Source organism: Paeniglutamicibacter sulfureus, from assembly GCF_039535115.1.
Taxonomy (GTDB): Bacteria; Actinomycetota; Actinomycetes; order Actinomycetales; family Micrococcaceae; genus Paeniglutamicibacter; species Paeniglutamicibacter sulfureus.
The window spans coordinates 1,445,970-1,461,126 of record NZ_BAAAWO010000001.1; the positions used below are offsets into that span (position 1 = coordinate 1,445,970).

Annotated in this window: 12 protein-coding genes and 1 pseudogene; 8 read left to right on the forward strand and 5 right to left on the reverse strand. The window is 58.4% G+C overall.

The window, feature by feature from the left end; genetic code table 11:
• Window positions 1-31 precede the first annotated feature (31 nt).
• Window positions 32-904, reverse strand: coding sequence for a flagellin N-terminal helical domain-containing protein (locus ABD687_RS06590; RefSeq protein ID WP_310292575.1), 873 nt, complete (start codon window positions 902-904; stop codon window positions 32-34).
• A 121-nt stretch (window positions 905-1,025) separates the two neighbouring features.
• The gene (locus ABD687_RS06595; RefSeq protein ID WP_310292573.1) at window positions 1,026-1,838 is read right to left on the reverse strand and encodes a sigma-70 family RNA polymerase sigma factor; all 813 of its coding nucleotides are present in this window, start codon (window positions 1,836-1,838) and stop codon (window positions 1,026-1,028) included.
• A gap of 237 nt (window positions 1,839-2,075) precedes the next feature.
• Here ABD687_RS06595 and ABD687_RS06600 point away from each other — a divergent pair, with 237 nt between their 5' ends.
• The 5 genes from ABD687_RS06600 (at window position 2,076) to ABD687_RS06620 (ending at window position 6,461) form a co-directional block, all read left to right on the forward strand.
• Window positions 2,076-2,561, forward strand: a complete 486-nt coding sequence (locus ABD687_RS06600) for a flagellar protein FlgN (protein ID WP_310292571.1) — start codon at window positions 2,076-2,078, stop codon at window positions 2,559-2,561.
• A gap of 9 nt (window positions 2,562-2,570) precedes the next feature.
• On the forward strand, window positions 2,571-3,989 hold the full coding sequence (flgK, locus tag ABD687_RS06605) for a flagellar hook-associated protein FlgK (RefSeq protein ID WP_310292569.1): 1,419 nt from the start codon (window positions 2,571-2,573) through the stop codon (window positions 3,987-3,989).
• Window positions 3,990-4,001: 12 nt separating this feature from the next.
• Window positions 4,002-4,877 carry a flagellar hook-associated protein FlgL gene (flgL, locus tag ABD687_RS06610; protein ID WP_310292567.1) on the forward strand — a complete coding sequence of 292 codons (876 nt, stop codon included), beginning with the start codon at window positions 4,002-4,004 and terminating at the stop codon, window positions 4,875-4,877.
• Window positions 4,874-5,248: a flagellar assembly protein FliW gene (locus ABD687_RS06615; RefSeq protein WP_310292565.1), complete on the forward strand. Its 375-nt coding sequence runs from the start codon at window positions 4,874-4,876 to the stop codon at window positions 5,246-5,248. Before flgL ends, ABD687_RS06615 begins: the two co-directional genes overlap by 4 nt.
• Before the next feature lie 352 nt (window positions 5,249-5,600).
• The gene (locus tag ABD687_RS06620; protein WP_310292563.1) at window positions 5,601-6,461 is read left to right on the forward strand and encodes a GDSL-type esterase/lipase family protein; all 861 of its coding nucleotides are present in this window, start codon (window positions 5,601-5,603) and stop codon (window positions 6,459-6,461) included.
• Between the two features lie 84 nt (window positions 6,462-6,545).
• Here ABD687_RS06620 and ABD687_RS06625 read toward each other — a convergent pair whose 3' ends face one another.
• The gene (locus ABD687_RS06625) at window positions 6,546-8,183 is read right to left on the reverse strand and encodes a tyrosine-protein kinase domain-containing protein (protein WP_310292561.1); all 1,638 of its coding nucleotides are present in this window, start codon (window positions 8,181-8,183) and stop codon (window positions 6,546-6,548) included.
• Window positions 8,184-8,424: 241 nt separating this feature from the next.
• Between ABD687_RS06625 and ABD687_RS06630 the strand changes: the two genes are divergently transcribed.
• Window positions 8,425-9,024, forward strand: a complete 600-nt coding sequence (locus ABD687_RS06630) for an arsenate reductase/protein-tyrosine-phosphatase family protein (protein ID WP_310292560.1) — start codon at window positions 8,425-8,427, stop codon at window positions 9,022-9,024.
• A gap of 116 nt (window positions 9,025-9,140) precedes the next feature.
• Here the strand turns inward: ABD687_RS06630 and ABD687_RS06635 are convergent, their stop codons facing one another.
• Together ABD687_RS06635 and rfbB are read right to left on the reverse strand one after the other, a co-directional pair.
• The gene (locus tag ABD687_RS06635; RefSeq protein WP_310292558.1) at window positions 9,141-10,604 is read right to left on the reverse strand and encodes a sugar nucleotide-binding protein; all 1,464 of its coding nucleotides are present in this window, start codon (window positions 10,602-10,604) and stop codon (window positions 9,141-9,143) included.
• Between the two features lie 76 nt (window positions 10,605-10,680).
• A pseudogene (gene rfbB, locus ABD687_RS06640) lies at window positions 10,681-11,680 on the reverse strand (dTDP-glucose 4,6-dehydratase).
• A gap of 55 nt (window positions 11,681-11,735) precedes the next feature.
• Between rfbB and rfbA the strand changes: the two are divergent.
• Together rfbA and ABD687_RS06650 are read left to right on the forward strand one after the other, a co-directional pair.
• On the forward strand, window positions 11,736-12,596 hold the full coding sequence (gene rfbA, locus ABD687_RS06645; protein WP_310292553.1) for a glucose-1-phosphate thymidylyltransferase RfbA: 861 nt from the start codon (window positions 11,736-11,738) through the stop codon (window positions 12,594-12,596).
• Between the two features lie 1,217 nt (window positions 12,597-13,813).
• Complete coding sequence (locus ABD687_RS06650; protein ID WP_310292551.1) at window positions 13,814-15,151, forward strand: oligosaccharide repeat unit polymerase; 1,338 nt, start codon at window positions 13,814-13,816, stop codon at window positions 15,149-15,151.
• Window positions 15,152-15,157 lie beyond the last annotated feature (6 nt).

Below are 15,157 nucleotides of genomic sequence, written 5' to 3' on the forward strand. Positions count from 1 at the left end.
GAAAGCCAGTTGCCAAAAACGCCCTAAAAGCTTAGCCGAGAAGCTGCAGCACGCCCTGGTTGGCCTGGTTGGCCTGCGCGAGCATGGCGGTTCCGGCCTGGGACAGGATGTTCGAGCGGGTGAAGCTAACCATTTCGGAAGCCATGTCAACGTCGCGGATGCGGGACTCTGCAGCCTGCAGGTTCTCGCGGGAAACATTGAGGGTGTTGATGGCCGACTCGAAGCGGTTCTGGTTGGCACCAAGATCGGCACGCGAGGTGGATACGTTCTTGATTGCCACGTCGATCGCTTCGATGGTCGTCTGTGCCGCGGTGGCATCGGTGACGAGGAATCCGGCGGCCGCGGTCGAGACAGTGCCACCGGTCATGGTCACGACGCCCGAGAGTGAAGTTGCCAGGCTGTCGAGTGAAACCGAGATCTGCGATGCTGCATCACCTTCGGCGCCTACCTGGAAGGCGAGAGAAGCCGGTCCGGCGATTGCGCCACCCTGGAACAGGTTGATGCCATTGAAGTTGGTGGATTCCGAGATACGCGAAAGCTCGGAGCCGAGCGCATCCGCTTCACCCTTGATGGCTGCACGTGAATCGGCGTTGTTCGAGTCGTTACCACCCTGGACAGCAAGGTCACGCATGCGCTGCAGGATGGAGTGGACCTCGGTCAGGGCGCCTTCAGCGGTCTGGATGACCGAGATGCCGTCCTGGGCGTTGCGGGCTGCAACGGTGAGGCCGTTGACCTGCGAGCGCAGGCCCTCGGAGATTGCCAGACCTGCTGCATCGTCGGCTGCGCGGTTGATGCGCAGGCCGGAGGAGAGCTTCTCCAGCGACTTGGAAAGGTCGTTCTGCGTGCTGGTCAGGTTGCGGTGAGCGTTGAGCGCCGCGATGTTGGTGTTGATCTGCATACCCATGGTGAATTCCTCCGTGAGACGGGTGTCTGTAACGAGGTCCGTCCGTGGACCTCAATCACCGACTATCGGCAACCCACCTGGGTTTGTTAGCAAACCGGAGAAAAATTTCGCTCGGACCCGGCTAAGCCGTTGGCGACACCGCGCTGCCAGCCATGCGCACGATCCCGCCGGACACCCGCTGGCCAAATTCCTTCAGGTAAAGCTCGCGTCGTTGGGTCGCGGCCCGGGTCATGGCGGTTTCCGGTGCGGGTGCCTGTTCCGGGACATAGCGCGTTTGCAGACCTTCATGAAGCAGCTTCATGGCGGTGGTGCGGCGCTGGGAGATCGCCGAATGGGTAACACCCATTTCGGCAGCAAGCTCCTTCACCGTTGAGCCGGCAAAATAGATGCGCTCGATGATGACACGCAGGCTCTCCGGCAACGCGGCAACGGCATCCCGGATTACCTTGGTGTGCTCGGTCTCCAGCAAAGCCTCTTCGGGCGTCTCGGAGCCTGATGCCAGGTAGTCATTCATGGTGTCATCGATCGATACGACCGTGCGGGCCGAATCGCTCAAGGTCGCAAGGGTTGATGCCTGGTCCATGCCGAGGGCTTCGGAAAGCTCGGAAACGGTGGGGGTTCGGCCCAATGCTGCGGTCAGGGATTCCTGGACCGTACGCGTTTCCGTGATTTTCTTCCGCGCCCCGCGGGTGGCCCAGTCATTGGAGCGCATGTCATCCGCGAATGCCCCGAGAATGCGCCGGCGCGCGTAGGCACCGAAGGGAACTCCTAGGGAATCGTCGAAGGCGTCAGCCGCGGTAATGAGTGCGATGGCACCCACCGATGCGAGGTCTTCACGGGAAAGATGGGTCGCTTTGGCGCACAATTCCGCTGCCAGATATCCGACTAGGGGAAGGTTCTCTAAAACCAACTGGTTGCGTGCCTGTCGCTCCACCCGGATCGTCCTTGTCAATTTGAGTGATGATCAAGCCAAGAGCTATTGCTACTGGCCACGTGTGTTTTCCCCAAAAAAACAATTTCCCCAACGAAGATAATAGCCCGAATATCCCCAAAAAGCGGACTTGAAAGCACCCCAATTTGAAGTTGTACAACTAACGTTCACTTTGGACCGGCCGATAGACTGGAATAACTGGGGATATTTGGGGGCACAACAGTCTGGAGAGATGGATACATGGGAACCAATGAGCTTTCGGCCCTGTTGTGGAAAGAACGGGAACTACTCGAGTTGCTTCACTTCAAGTTGGAGGAAGAGCACTTGTTGTTGGTCTCCGGGAAGTCGCAATGGATACCGCTGGCGACGCGGGAGATCGAGAACATTCTCGAGAAGGTCCACGCCGCCGGTCTTGCGCGCGCCTTGGAAGCGTCACAGCTGGCATCCACTTGGGGAATTGACGCGGCTTCACCCTTGAGCCGGATCATTGAGGCTGCGCCTCCTGGTCCATGGAATGAGATCCTCACCGCCCACCTGACTGCGCTGCGGAACACCACGGCTGAAATCACCCGACTACGGGACGCCAACGAACAGTATCTGCGGGCGGCCTACCGCTCCACACAGGAAACGCTGGCGAACCTTGGTGAGGACACTTCGCTATATGGTCCTTCCGGAACATCGGCGGGACACAATTCCGGTGCACATATCATCGACACGAATCTATAGGGAACTGACATGAGTACGTTCAGCGGACTGAATACGGCCATGTCCGGCCTCAACGCGGCGCGCCTCGCCATGGAGACTGCCGGAAACAACCTGGCCAATGTGGGCACCGCGGGTTACACACGGCAGCGGGCCGACTTCGTCTCTGCAGGTTCCGTCGCTTCCACCGGCTTGCTCGCTTCGCGCCCCGGCGTTGGCCAGGGAGTGGTGCTCACCGGCATCGCCCGGCTCGCCGACGCGCACCTGGATGCCCGCGTGCGCGGGACCGTGGCCCTGGCCGCGCAGTCCGACACCCGTGCCGAGGGCCTGACAAACCTCGAGGGAATCCTGCGGGAACCAGGCGAGAACGGCCTGTCATCACTGCTCAATGACTTCTGGGCCGGCTGGGAAGACGTGGCCAACCAGCCAGGCGAGTCCTCCCCCGCAGCCGTCCTGCTGGAGCGGGCCAAGGCGGTGGTTAACCGCATCGGCCAGTCCCACACCGAAGTAACCGACCAATGGTCAGCCCAACGCCAGTCCCTGGACACCATGGTCAATGACGTCAACAGCGCGGCAAGCACCATCGCCGGACTCAATGCCCAAATTCGTTCCGCGGTCGCGGCAGGCGGGGCGCCCAACGCCTTGCTGGACCAGCGTGCCGTACTCACGCAAACCATCTCGGAACTTTCCGGCGCGACGGTTCGCGAACTGCCCGATGGCACCGTGGACGTCTTGATCGATGGCAACGCCTTGGTCACCGGCTCCACGGTGCGCCCGTTGGAGGTCACCGGGTCGGCTACGTTCGCTGGCGGCACGGCCCCGGCGCTGCAGTGGGCCCACCGCCCGGGACAGCCCGTGGCCCTGCAGGCAGGCCGCATCGCCGGCACTGTTTCCCTTCTCGCACCGGCCGATGATGCTGGAACCGGCGGACCGCTGGCCGAGGCAGCCAAGTCGCTGGACGTCATTGCAGAGAAGCTGGCCACCACCGTCAACGCGGCGCAGGCCAACGGCAAAACGGTGGACGGCAATCCCGGTCCCCCGTTCTTTGGAATCACCGATTCCAACAATCCGGCACGCTCGCTGACGGTGTTGGCCACAGGGGCCAAGGACCTTGCCACCGTCGGCACCAACGGTGGCGCGCTCGACGGCTCCAACGCAACGGAAATGTCCAAGCTGGGCGGCTCCCCCGACGGTCCCGACGCGCTCTGGGCCAATATGGTCATCAAGATCGGAACCGCTACCAAGTCCGAGGCGCAACAGGCAGTCTCGTCCGCCGTTGCCGCTGCCGGCGCCGTCAACGCGCAGCAATCGGTCTCCGCTGTTTCCATCGATGAGGAAAATGTTGCCCTGATTGCCAACCAGCACGCCTTCCAGGGCGCCGCACGGGTCATGACCGCCATTGATGAAATGCTTGACACACTCATCAATCGCACCGGGCTCGTTGGACGATAAAGGAGAAGGCCCATGACTCGAATCACCACCGCATCGCTGACCACCAACACCGAGCGCAACCTGCAGGCCGCCATGAACCGGCTCGCCACCGTCCAGAACAAGGCCGGCACCCACAAGGAAATCGGCCGGCCCAGCGATGATCCCGCCGGCACCGCCAACGTCATGGCACTGCGTACGCAGCAACGCCAGAACGAGCAGTTCTCCCGCAACGTTCAGGATGCCAATGGCTGGCTCTCCACCACGGACCAGGCGCTGACATCCGCCACCGACATCCTCCAGCAGGTTCGCGACCTCACGGTCAAGGGGGCCAACGACGGCGCTCTGAACCCGGATGCCAAGGAAGCCATCGCGCTGGAACTCGACCAACTGCACGATGCCCTGCTCAATACGGCAAACACCCAGTTCATGGGTCGTCACGTCTTTGCCGGAACATCCGACAAAGCCAGTGCAGTGGACAGTTCCTATGGATTCTCCGGCACCAACGGCGTGGAACGCCGCATCGGAACGAACTCAAGCGTCCGTGTCGATGCCGACGGCGCCCAGGTATTTGGAGAGGGAAGCGCAAGCGTGTTTCAACTGATCAAGAACATCGCCGCTGATCTGCGCGCGGGCACCAATATTTCCTCCCGAATCGGCGAAGTCGATTCGGGCTTGCAAAAGGTCCTTGGTTCCCAGGCAACCATCGGCGCAAGCCACGCTTCAGTGCTGGCCGCCGATGATGCGTTGCTCTCGGACTCCGTCGCACTGGAGGCGCGGCGCAGCGGGATCGAGGACATCGATCTGGGTTCGGTCATCCTGGAACTCAAGACCCAGGAGGTTGCCTACCAGGCGGCCTTGTCCGCGGCTTCGCGCACCTTGCAGCCCTCACTGATGGACTTCCTGCGATGAGCCGCGTATTGGTTCCGGCAGCGGCCCTGCCCGGATTCCCCGAAGCCACCACTTTGTCACTCGAGCCCGTGGAGGGTGCCCTGGGGCTGTACGCGTTGTCCTCTCCCCAGGCTGCCGGGCTTCGCCTCTTCGTGTTGGATGCGGCCCTGCACCTGACCGACTACAAACCCGTCTTCACCAATGAACAAATGGCACTGGTGGGAGACCCGGAGCAGGGCTCTAGAGGCGTCCTGGTGATCGTGAATACCTCCGACCACCAAGCCACCGTCAACCTCTTCGCTCCCCTGGTGTTCAACGCCGACACCGGCAGCTGTGCGCAGGTCATCCTCGAGGGCCAGGACTGGCCGATCCGCTCGGCACTGCCTCTCTAAGATTTCGGTTTCGGAGCAGGTCTGGCAGCCACACGCCGTTCACTCTGGTGCGAGCTCACCCAGGGTCCACAGTGGCTGGCGTTGCTCAATGCCGGCGTACCTGACTCCCCCGCAAGCCTGTTCTCCGTGAACCACGGCGCTTACGATTGGCAATACGTGCGGACCAGTTCTTTCTGGCCCGCCGGCAGCTGAACCAATCCTCACTTTGGGGGGGTCGGATTGTGGCGAGACCTTGGGGTTGGACCACCCACGTGCACGGGGACACACGTGTGCGTCACTTGCCGCCCGTGCATTCGGGCTTGATCCGGTGTGCCCCACCGTGCACCGCCATCTTGAGACAGGTTCAATCTTCATGGCTCGCAGAAGACAATTTCGTTTCCTCACCACGTTGGGCATCGGCGCCGCGGCGCTTGCCCTCACGTTCACCGGCATCGCGCCGGCCACCGCCACGGCCTCCCAAACAAAGACCCAGTCCAAGGTCACTGATTACGTCAATCTTGGGGACTCGTATTCCGCCGGCTTCGGTTCAGGAACCCTGACCCAAAACCCGATGATGCCGCCCGGCTGCCTCCAGGGAAGCGGACCAACTCACGTCACGGCGTTGGACGCGCGACCCAGGGTCAACCTCACCGCCAATGCCGCCTGTGCCGGCCTCACCACGGTCCAAATCGCCGGTACTGTGCCGCTGCTGACGCCCTACCTGGCCGGTGCCGAATTGGTAACCCTCACCCTGGGCGCCAACGACCTCGATATCAGAGGGCTCGTCACGGCCTGCAGCACGCTGGGAAGCGATGCTGCCTGCGATGGTGCCTTGCGCCTGGGAAATCTGGCCATTCCAACGATCGGGGCATCCGCGCACCAGACCCTGCGCACGCTTGACGCCGCCACCCGCGGCAAGATCCTGGTTCTTGGCTACCCGCGACTCTTCACCACCTCGAACGGGGACCAGCAGTTCATCACCGCCAAGCGCGCAACGCAACTGAATCGATTGGGAGATGCGCTCAACCTGGCCATCAAGAAGGCCACGAAGCGTACCAGTGCCAAGTTCGTTTCGGTCACCGGGGCATTCAACAACCATGGTCTCGGCGCAAACAAACCATGGATCTACTTCAACCAGGTGCTACCGGCTGGTCTGAATGATCCATTCAATCTTCACCCCACCGCTACCGGTTACCTCAAGGGGTACTACCCCGCGGTGAAACGCCACCTCTGAGATACGCGACGTTCTTCTGATGAAACAGGAAACCGCTCGTATCCGGCCATGGTGGCTGGATACGAGCGGTTTAGTTTGGAAGGTCTAGCGTCTCAGATGGCGCATCCCGGCTCGCGAAGTGAGCACGTCATCGAATTCCGCGTCCGCGGGTATATACGTAGCCTCTGAAGCGTTGCCGTCCACGTGACCAAAGGTCGCAGTCTGTGGCTCCACCGTGCGCATGGGTGCCTGCACAGGAACCGCATTTTTTAGGCGACGGCTCGGCTTGGCCTTCTTCGTCGCGTCTGCCTGCGGTTCCTCAGAAGCGTAGTAGTACTGCCCGTAGTAGCCGTAGTTGGCTGCGCGCGCTCCCTTGGTCGGCACCTGGTTCAGGACGAATCCCAGAACCCGTGCCCCTACCTTGTGCAAGTTGCTCAACGACTTTGCAACTTCATCGGTGGAGGTCGAGTCCGCCTTGACAGCAACCAGAACCCCGTCGACGAAGTTGCTCAATACTGCCGCATCGGTGACGGGGAGAAGCGGTGGTGCATCGATAAGAACCAACGCATCCCGGCTCATGTCCTCAAGCAACGTGAGCATTGCCTGGGAACCCAAGAGTTCCGAAGGATTTGGTGGGATCCGGCCTGCCGCGAGAATCGACAGCGAAGGAATAGGTCCATAGGGCTGCAGGACGTCATCGAGTGTTGCGTGGTGACTCAATACGTCGGTGAGCCCTGCCCCCCCGGGTAGTCCGAAAACGTCGGTCACTACTGGGCGGCGCAAGTCTGCATCGATAAGAATCGTTGGACGTCCGGTGGATGCAATGGCGATCGCCAGGTTCGCCGCGACGGAAGACTTGCCTTCGCCTGGAACCGAGGAAGTAACGAGGATGACTCTTGCTGGCTTGTCGACATCAACGTACGTGAGGTTGGTACGCAGCTCACGTAGCGCTTCGGCAAACGGATGGGAGGCTCGGTCATCATGGTCCAAGGCACCTGTGTCGACGACCGTGCGGTTGTTCACCAATCGCGGGTCCAACGGGATGGTGCCGATGACCGTGGTGCCCAGTTTCTCAAGGTCCTCCACGGAGCGAACGCGACGGTCCAAATGCTGCCGAAGCAATGCATATCCGACACCGAATGCCAACCCGAGCACAGCACCGAGAGCAATGGCGAGCTTCGTGTTGGGCGAAACCGGGGCGGTCGGAACTTCGGCATCCACAAGCGGAACCAGGCGAACTATTGAATCATCGTTCGATGATCCTCCGGCAAAGCCGGACTCAATTTCCGTAACTTGTTCGGCAAGGGCATCGACCCAGGCATTCGCGGTTTTCTGCGCCAAGACGGGGTCGGAATTCGTAATGCTTAGACGCACCTCGGCAGTGCCGGTAGGTAATCCGACTTCGAGCTGTCCTAGAATCTGCTCGGCACTTGCATCGAGTTTCAGGTCTTCTCGGACGCGTTCGGCGACCGTGCGAGTCGCAGCAATGCTCTTGTAACTAATTGCTCTCGACTTTGCCAGGCTGTCGCCTGACAGAGCCAATGCTGCGGTGTCCGCTCCACTGGCAATTACAAGACCGGAAGCTGACGCGGCATATAGAGGCTGTTGAGTAAAGGTCCAACCGAAGGCGCAGATAACTGCAATCAGGACGACACTGGTGATGCTCCGCCAAAACGTGCGCAGCGTACGCAGAAATTGCCTCAGATCCGGGCCGTCCGCTACATTTTCTTCAAGTTGTTCCACTGATAGTGCTCCCGGTAAATTTGCGCGCAGTCGAATTGACTATGAGGGTTCACCTCAATCTTAGCTGGAATTGATGAATGGTTTGGACATTCGGCTTCTGACGGGGCAAGACGCCCCTCGCGCGGAGCGGCCGTGGCTTCGTATGGTCTAGGTCCTCTACCGGGATGCCCACGTGGTTTGGTTGTAGCCGATCACTAGTTGCATTCGATGAAAGGCCAAGCAGTTTGACTATGATCGAGACATGATCAATATCCTCACAGTCTGCACTGGTAATATTTGCCGGTCGCCTTATGCCGAGTTATTTCTACAAAACGAGCTAAATCGTGTCTCACCTGAGTCATTCACGATTCGAAGCGCTGGATCCCATGCTTTGGTTGGACATCAAATGGATGAGCGTTCCTCGATGAAGTTGCATGACGTTGGGGTCGGCAGCGATGGATTCGTGGCTCGGCAGCTTAACGAGAGCACGATTAGAGGCAACGACCTCATACTTGCCTTGACCGACGAGCATCGAAAGAGCATCGTAGCAATGAGCCCAAGGCTCCTCAAGCGTACATACACCGTTCGAGAATTCGCTGCTGTGTTGGCCGAATTGTCTGCATTGCCAGACGGTACGTTACCTAGGGGAAACGATACGACGATTGTGGAGACACGTTGGGCTGCTTTACTTAAGGCAGCGCAACTAGCCCGACACGCGGCGCGCATCAAGTTTGAAGGCGATCTAGATGTCATTGATCCGTATCGTCAAAGCGATCCCGTGTACGACCAAATGGTCGATGAACTACTGCCCGCTCTCAGGTCAATCGTTCATTTTGAATCCCGTCACGCAACCGAGAAATGATCGCTCCAGTCGTTGCAGCTCTGTTCATTACCGTCTTACCAGGCCGACGCCTTCTCAACACCATATGCTGTCCAGAATTGCATCGAATGACATAAGGCCGCTGCACCCAGCTGGCGTCAACTCCCGAGTTCAATTCCAGGCGATACCTTATGCATTGGTCCTGCCAAATGGTCGCCCAAGTAGAGACGCAGGGCTTCTCGCTGAGGAGCAGGGGTGTAGCCAGAGTCAACAATCTTCGTCAGGTCCAAAGCACTGTTTAGCGGCCGCTGGGCGGCCTCTTTGCCATGGAAGTAGGCGGCGGTGGTAACCCCGACAACGTCCTCCGCGGGACGCCCCACGTTTCGGTATACGTCTTGGGCAATGTCGGCCCAATTTGTAGGTTCTCCGCCATTGGAGAGATTGTAGATGCCATATTCGGCGCCGGCATCCAGGAGGTGCTGGATGCCGGCCGCGAGATCTTTCGTGAAGGTGAGCCGACCGATCTGGTCGTTGACCACGGTGGGCTTGATGCCCCGGCAGGCCAAATTTTGCATGGTGGAAACGAAGTTGTTCCCCTCACCGATCACCCAGCTGGTGCGCACGATGTAGTGGCGGGGCACGGTGGAGACCACGGCTTCGCCGGCGGCCTTGGTTTGGCCGTACACGCCCAGTGGAGAGACCGGTTCCGCTTCGGTGTGCAGGGGCTGGGTTCCGTCGAAGACGTAATCGCTGGAGACGTGCACCAGCGTGAGTCCGTGTTGGGTGCATGTCTTTGCCAAGAGCGCGACACCGGTGACGTTAGCTGCCCAGGCATCCCGCCGCCCGTCCGCGGTTTCCGCCTCGTCGACCTTGGTGTAGGCGCCGGCGTTGATAACGGTGTCGTAGTCACGCCAGTTCGTTGCCGCATGGTGTTCCGGGTTTGCCAGGTCGAATTCGGCACGCGCGGCGAAGTCCACGTGCCCAACGCCCGCGTATGCCTCACGCAGGGCCAGGCCCAATTGGCCGGCCGCACCCAGGACCAAAGTCCTGCGCGGTGCCATGGGCACGACGTCCTTCAGTCGGGGGTGTTGGCGGTCCTTGTCCGAGAGTTCGGCGTTAGCGAGCGGGATGGGCCATTCGATGGCGGCGGTCTCGTCGGCCAGGTTCAGGAAGGTGTAGTGGGATTGCGCCTCGGCCGACCAATGGTCGTTGACCAGGTAGACGTAGGCGGTGCCATCCTCCAATGTCTGGAAGGCATTGCCGACTCCACGCGGCACAAACACCGCCATGGACGCATCTAGCTCGATGGTGAAGGTGTTCCCGAAGCTCGGCCCTTCGCGCAGGTCGACCCAAGCGCCGAAAATGCGCCCGGTGGCCACCGAAACATACTTGTCCCAGGGCTCGGCGTGGATGCCGCGGGTTGTCCCAGCTATTGCATTGAAAGAAATGTTGTTCTGTACCGGAGCAAAGTCCGGCAGTCCGGCGGCGAGCATTTTCTCCCGCTGCCAGTTTTCCTTGAACCATCCCCGGTTGTCGCCGTGCACGGGTAGATGGACAACCACCATCCCGGGGATGGCTTCTACCGGCACTACCTGCAGATACTTGGAAAATTCAACACCCATGTGTGTCACTGCCGTCCTTCGTCGGTTCTCTTGATTGCGTGTGTCTAATTCGCGTGGCTGGTGCCGGCGGGAAGCCCTACTGGCCCTGCGCCACGTACTTGGCCTCGGTGGCTGCCTTCTGCGGACGCCACCAGGCCTCGTTTTCCCGGTACCAAGCAACCGTGGCGTCAAGTCCGGCGGTGAAGTCGGCATAGTCCGGACTCCAGTCAAGCTCGGTGCGGAGCTTGGTCGAGTCGATGGCGTAACGCAGGTCGTGCCCGGGGCGATCCACCACGTGCTCATACGCTTCCTCGGGCTCGCCCATGGCGGCCAGGATTGACTCAATCACGTCTTTGTTATTCTTCTCCCCGTCGGCACCGATGAGGTACGTTTTCCCCGATGCGGCCGCGGTTCAGGATCGCCCACACGGCGGAGGAGTGATCGTTGGCGTGGATCCAGTCCCGCACGTTCTCCCCTGCCCCATACAGCTTGGGGCGCACCCCGTCGATCACGTTGGTGATCTGCCGCGGAATGAACTTCTCCACGTGCTGGTACGGACCATAGTTGTTGGAACAATTGCTGATCGTCGCGGCCAGACCGAACGACCGGACCCACGCTCGCACCAGGAGATCCGATCCGGCCTTGGTTGACGAGTACGGGCTGGAGGGGTTGTAGGGGGTGGACTCGGTGAACCGTTCCGGGTCATCGAGTTCCAGGTCCCCGTAGACCTCGTCGGTGGAGATGTGGTGGTAGCGCACGCCGTGCTTGCGGGCCGCCTCGATCAAGACATAGGTGCCGATGATGTTGGTGTCCAGGAACGGACGGGGATCCTGCAACGAATTGTCGTTGTGCGACTCGGCCGCGTAGTGCACCACGGCATCCACCGTCGGCACCAGTGAATCCACTAATGCCGTGTCACAGATGTCCCCGACCACCAGTTGTATCCGGGTCGGGTCCAATCCCGCCAACGAGACCCGGTTGCCCGCGTAGGTCAGCTTGTCCAGCACCGTCACGGAGACGTCTGTTTTTTCCATCAGGAAATGCACAAAATTCGAACCGATAAAGCCGGCGCCGCCGGTCACAAGAACATGTTTCACACCCAAAAGACTACTGGTTGGACTATGGGCTTCCTAAACTGGGAAGATTCATCCTATGAAGGGCATCATTCTCGCCGGCGGTACCGGCTCACGTCTCCACCCAATCACCCTCGGCATCAGCAAGCAGCTGGTGCCCGTTTACGACAAACCGATGATCTACTACCCACTGTCGACACTGATGCTCGCCGGCATCCGGGACATTCTGATCATTACGACACCGCAAGACGTCGACCAGTTCCAGCGGCTGCTCGGCGACGGCTCGCAGTGGGGCATCAACCTCAGCTACAAGACCCAGCCCTCGCCCGACGGGCTGGCCCAGGCTTTTCTCATTGGTGAGGACCATATTGGTGATGGCAAGGTTGCGTTGATTCTGGGAGACAACATCTTTCACGGTCCGGGCATGGGCAACCAGCTCCAACAACTCACGGACGTCGACGGCGCCTCTGTTTTTGGCTATCATGTCGCTGACCCGACCGCATACGGCGTTGTCGAGTTCGACGAAGCTGGCAATGCAATATCCCTGGAGGAGAAGCCTCGTCTACCGAAGAGCAATTATGCTATCCCCGGTCTCTATTTTTATGACAACCAAGTCCTCGATATAGCCCGCAACCTCAAACCATCCCCTCGCGGTGAACTGGAAATAACCGACGTTAACCGCATCTACCTGGAGCTTGGCCAGCTGCGAGTTTCTGTTCTACCCCGAGGCACGGCCTGGCTCGATACGGGAACCTTCGATTCGCTTAATGACGCTTCCAATTACATTCGCACGATTGAAGCCCGCCAAGGTCAAAAGATAGGTTCACCCGAAGAAATCGCTTGGCGAAACGGATACATAAGCGACACACTGCTTCGTGTCCAAGCTGAGTTAGTGGCCAAAAGCGGTTACGGCTTATATCTAAATACTCTTGTTCCATAAAGTTCGCTAGGTCACATGAGGCCAATGCGAACGATGCGATGCGATTCTTACCAGTGACCCCGCAGCACGCCACAAAACCAACAGTTGTTTGCCCGATTCAGAGCACCACATTCAGCGAGAAAACCTAGACGCTCAGCTGGAACGGTCCTATGTTTATCGCTCACGCACACCTTCATGAGATTGGGCACCATCCGCAGCTGATCGACATTGGCGCTGGGGTGGGATTCGTGGGCACTAGGCCGAAGCGACACCTTCCGAACTAGAAGTAGTTTTCCTGCCTCCAGCGTGCCGCAATACGGTGAATGACCTCAGCGGTGCCCATGACCTTCTGGGGGTCTAGCGTCGTGAGGACGTGGATCCGACGGGTTCCCTCGCCTTAGTCAGCGGGACGATTTGAGAATCCTGACGCATCCCACCGTCTCGTCGACCTTGGCGTTCAGAAGCGACTCAACCTCGGTATCGATCATCAGTGCCCGGGTGTTCTTGATTCGGGGAGAACGAAGAACCTCCCGAACGCCGCCGAGTTCAGGCGGGTGCTGCACCTCGGAGCGGGGTTCCACGACCAGAGTTCGCAGTAGGCTTCGAGCAGCGTCGTGTCCAGCCCAGAATGTAGAACCTGTTGGGCAGTTCAGTGAAGGCTTTCGGTCCTCGATTTCAGGAGCATGGCGGTTTCTAGGGCCGGCAAAGTGCCGATCACGACCGTATCCTGGCCACCGTCCTCCTCCACTATCACGTCGGTCGTTTTTTCGATGGGTCGAGTATTGACCCCGGGAGCGGATGGGCGTGGCGGTTGGATAGTCATCGGCGCCATCTCCCATCCCCTCGAACAGTGATAGTTTGTCTGAATTGATTGATCTCGAGGTCGTGCACTACTCACAGCCTTCACCCATCAAATCTGCCGGAAATTCAGGAATTCGTCCGACTTCATCGCGACACCGTTTCAGGACCCCGGGCCCTCCTGTAATGACACGTTCCGTGTGGCCCGAACTTCATATACATTGCTCCGGACCGGTAGACTGTTGACCGTACCCGGTGATGAATTGAGACGTCTCGATGTCCCACGATCGACATTTCGCTACATATCTACTTCATAACAATTTCGCTTCCCTAGCTTCACAATAATTGTTTCCACCATATCGGGCGATCAATTACCAATAGTCATACTTCTAGTGAATTGACAATGCATGCTTTCGAATACATTGTGGTCAGTATCCATCGTGATCATCCTCTTAGCGCTTTCTGCAATGGTTAGATTCATCGCACCCAGGACCTTTTTCGTCGCACTGTGCCACAACGGCGTCTGGGCAGGGGCTCTAGCCCTAATTGCAACCGATCTAATTCATTACACGCCAGCATCAACCACCGCATGGATGACGCTAATTACAGGATTGGTTTTTTTCAACCTTGGAGTAATGACGGCAGGTCTTCGATCAAACAAATATGTAAATGTGCCTAGCCAAACCACCACCGGCGACTCGTCGCTAATTAGTCGACGATTACTTTTATTGCTTCTACTTGTATATATGCTTGCTTTTGGATTCTACTTATACGTAGTTGGTGAAAGATTTGGGTACGAAACCATACTTGAAGATCCTGAGAGCATAAGAAGTGCCGATGGAGTTTCGTATCTAGCGTCGGTTCCGCTTCCCATACGGCTTGCGCTTTTTTTAGGACCCTTTATTTTTGCCGTCCTCGGCGTGCGTGATGCGCTGAAGAATCCACTGCCCTTGCTCGTTAGATTGATAGGCATGGCTGTTCTTGGGTTATCCATGTTGGCGCTTCTCCAGCGAACAAATTTGTTCATGGGTGTATTGCTGTTACTTGCCGTGCTTCTAACCAAACCTAAATTGGCGAATCAATCCCAATTGACTCGACGACGAAGTGGTCGATCACGCCGCGTGCACCCGGCTCTTGCCATTTGCTTGCTAGGTGTGGTGCTAATTGGTTCATTTCAATATTTGGGTAGCGCATTGGGTAAAACCGGGGAGCAGTATGATTCCACAGTTGTTTCGCCAGCTTTGAAAGCGTCCGGTCTGACGTCGCCATTTCACTACTACACATCTGGAACTGTAGCCTTTCTGGCATTAGTAGACTCGAAGAATGCCTCGTGGCCTGAGCCGAATGTCAGGGGCGAAATAAACATCGGTGACAACAATCCCCAGACTTGGGGTGCCGCGCTATTTGCGCCAATTCTAGAGGTCTTCCCGGTTGCCAGTGCGTGGGAGAACATTGCACCCTTTATTGATGTAGGCGTGCTAACGAACGTTTTCACATGGCTAGAACCGTTCTATCGGGATTTCCGCGTTGCAGGGGTGTCGTTTGGCATGATGGCGTATGGCTTCACCATTGCCTATCTATTTAGAAGGCGATACTTAAGTACACGCGCCTTCTGGATTCAAGCAGTGATGCTTTCTACGGTTTTTCTTTCACCGTTTGTTGCAAAAATAAATAACACTCTATTTATAGTAATGATTATGACTATAGTTTTCGTAACGCTCCATTCGCATAACAGCAACAAGGTGCAGGCTGCAGTTCGCGGCCCAAGCTCAAAATGAATAGTG

Excerpts from the sequence above, each read along its gene's own strand:
- ABD687_RS06590 (WP_310292575.1), bottom strand. The coding sequence starts at position 904 with ATGGGTATGCAGATCAACACCAACATCGCGGCGCTCAACGCTCACCGC.
- ABD687_RS06600 (WP_310292571.1), top strand. The coding sequence starts at position 2,076 with ATGGGAACCAATGAGCTTTCGGCCCTGTTGTGGAAAGAACGGGAACTA.
- flgK (WP_310292569.1), top strand. The coding sequence starts at position 2,571 with ATGAGTACGTTCAGCGGACTGAATACGGCCATGTCCGGCCTCAACGCG.
- flgL (WP_310292567.1), top strand. The coding sequence starts at position 4,002 with ATGACTCGAATCACCACCGCATCGCTGACCACCAACACCGAGCGCAAC.
- ABD687_RS06615 (WP_310292565.1), top strand. The coding sequence starts at position 4,874 with ATGAGCCGCGTATTGGTTCCGGCAGCGGCCCTGCCCGGATTCCCCGAA.
- ABD687_RS06620 (WP_310292563.1), top strand. The coding sequence starts at position 5,601 with ATGGCTCGCAGAAGACAATTTCGTTTCCTCACCACGTTGGGCATCGGC.
- ABD687_RS06630 (WP_310292560.1), top strand. The coding sequence starts at position 8,425 with ATGATCAATATCCTCACAGTCTGCACTGGTAATATTTGCCGGTCGCCT.
- ABD687_RS06635 (WP_310292558.1), bottom strand. The coding sequence starts at position 10,604 with ATGGGTGTTGAATTTTCCAAGTATCTGCAGGTAGTGCCGGTAGAAGCC.
- rfbA (WP_310292553.1), top strand. The coding sequence starts at position 11,736 with ATGAAGGGCATCATTCTCGCCGGCGGTACCGGCTCACGTCTCCACCCA.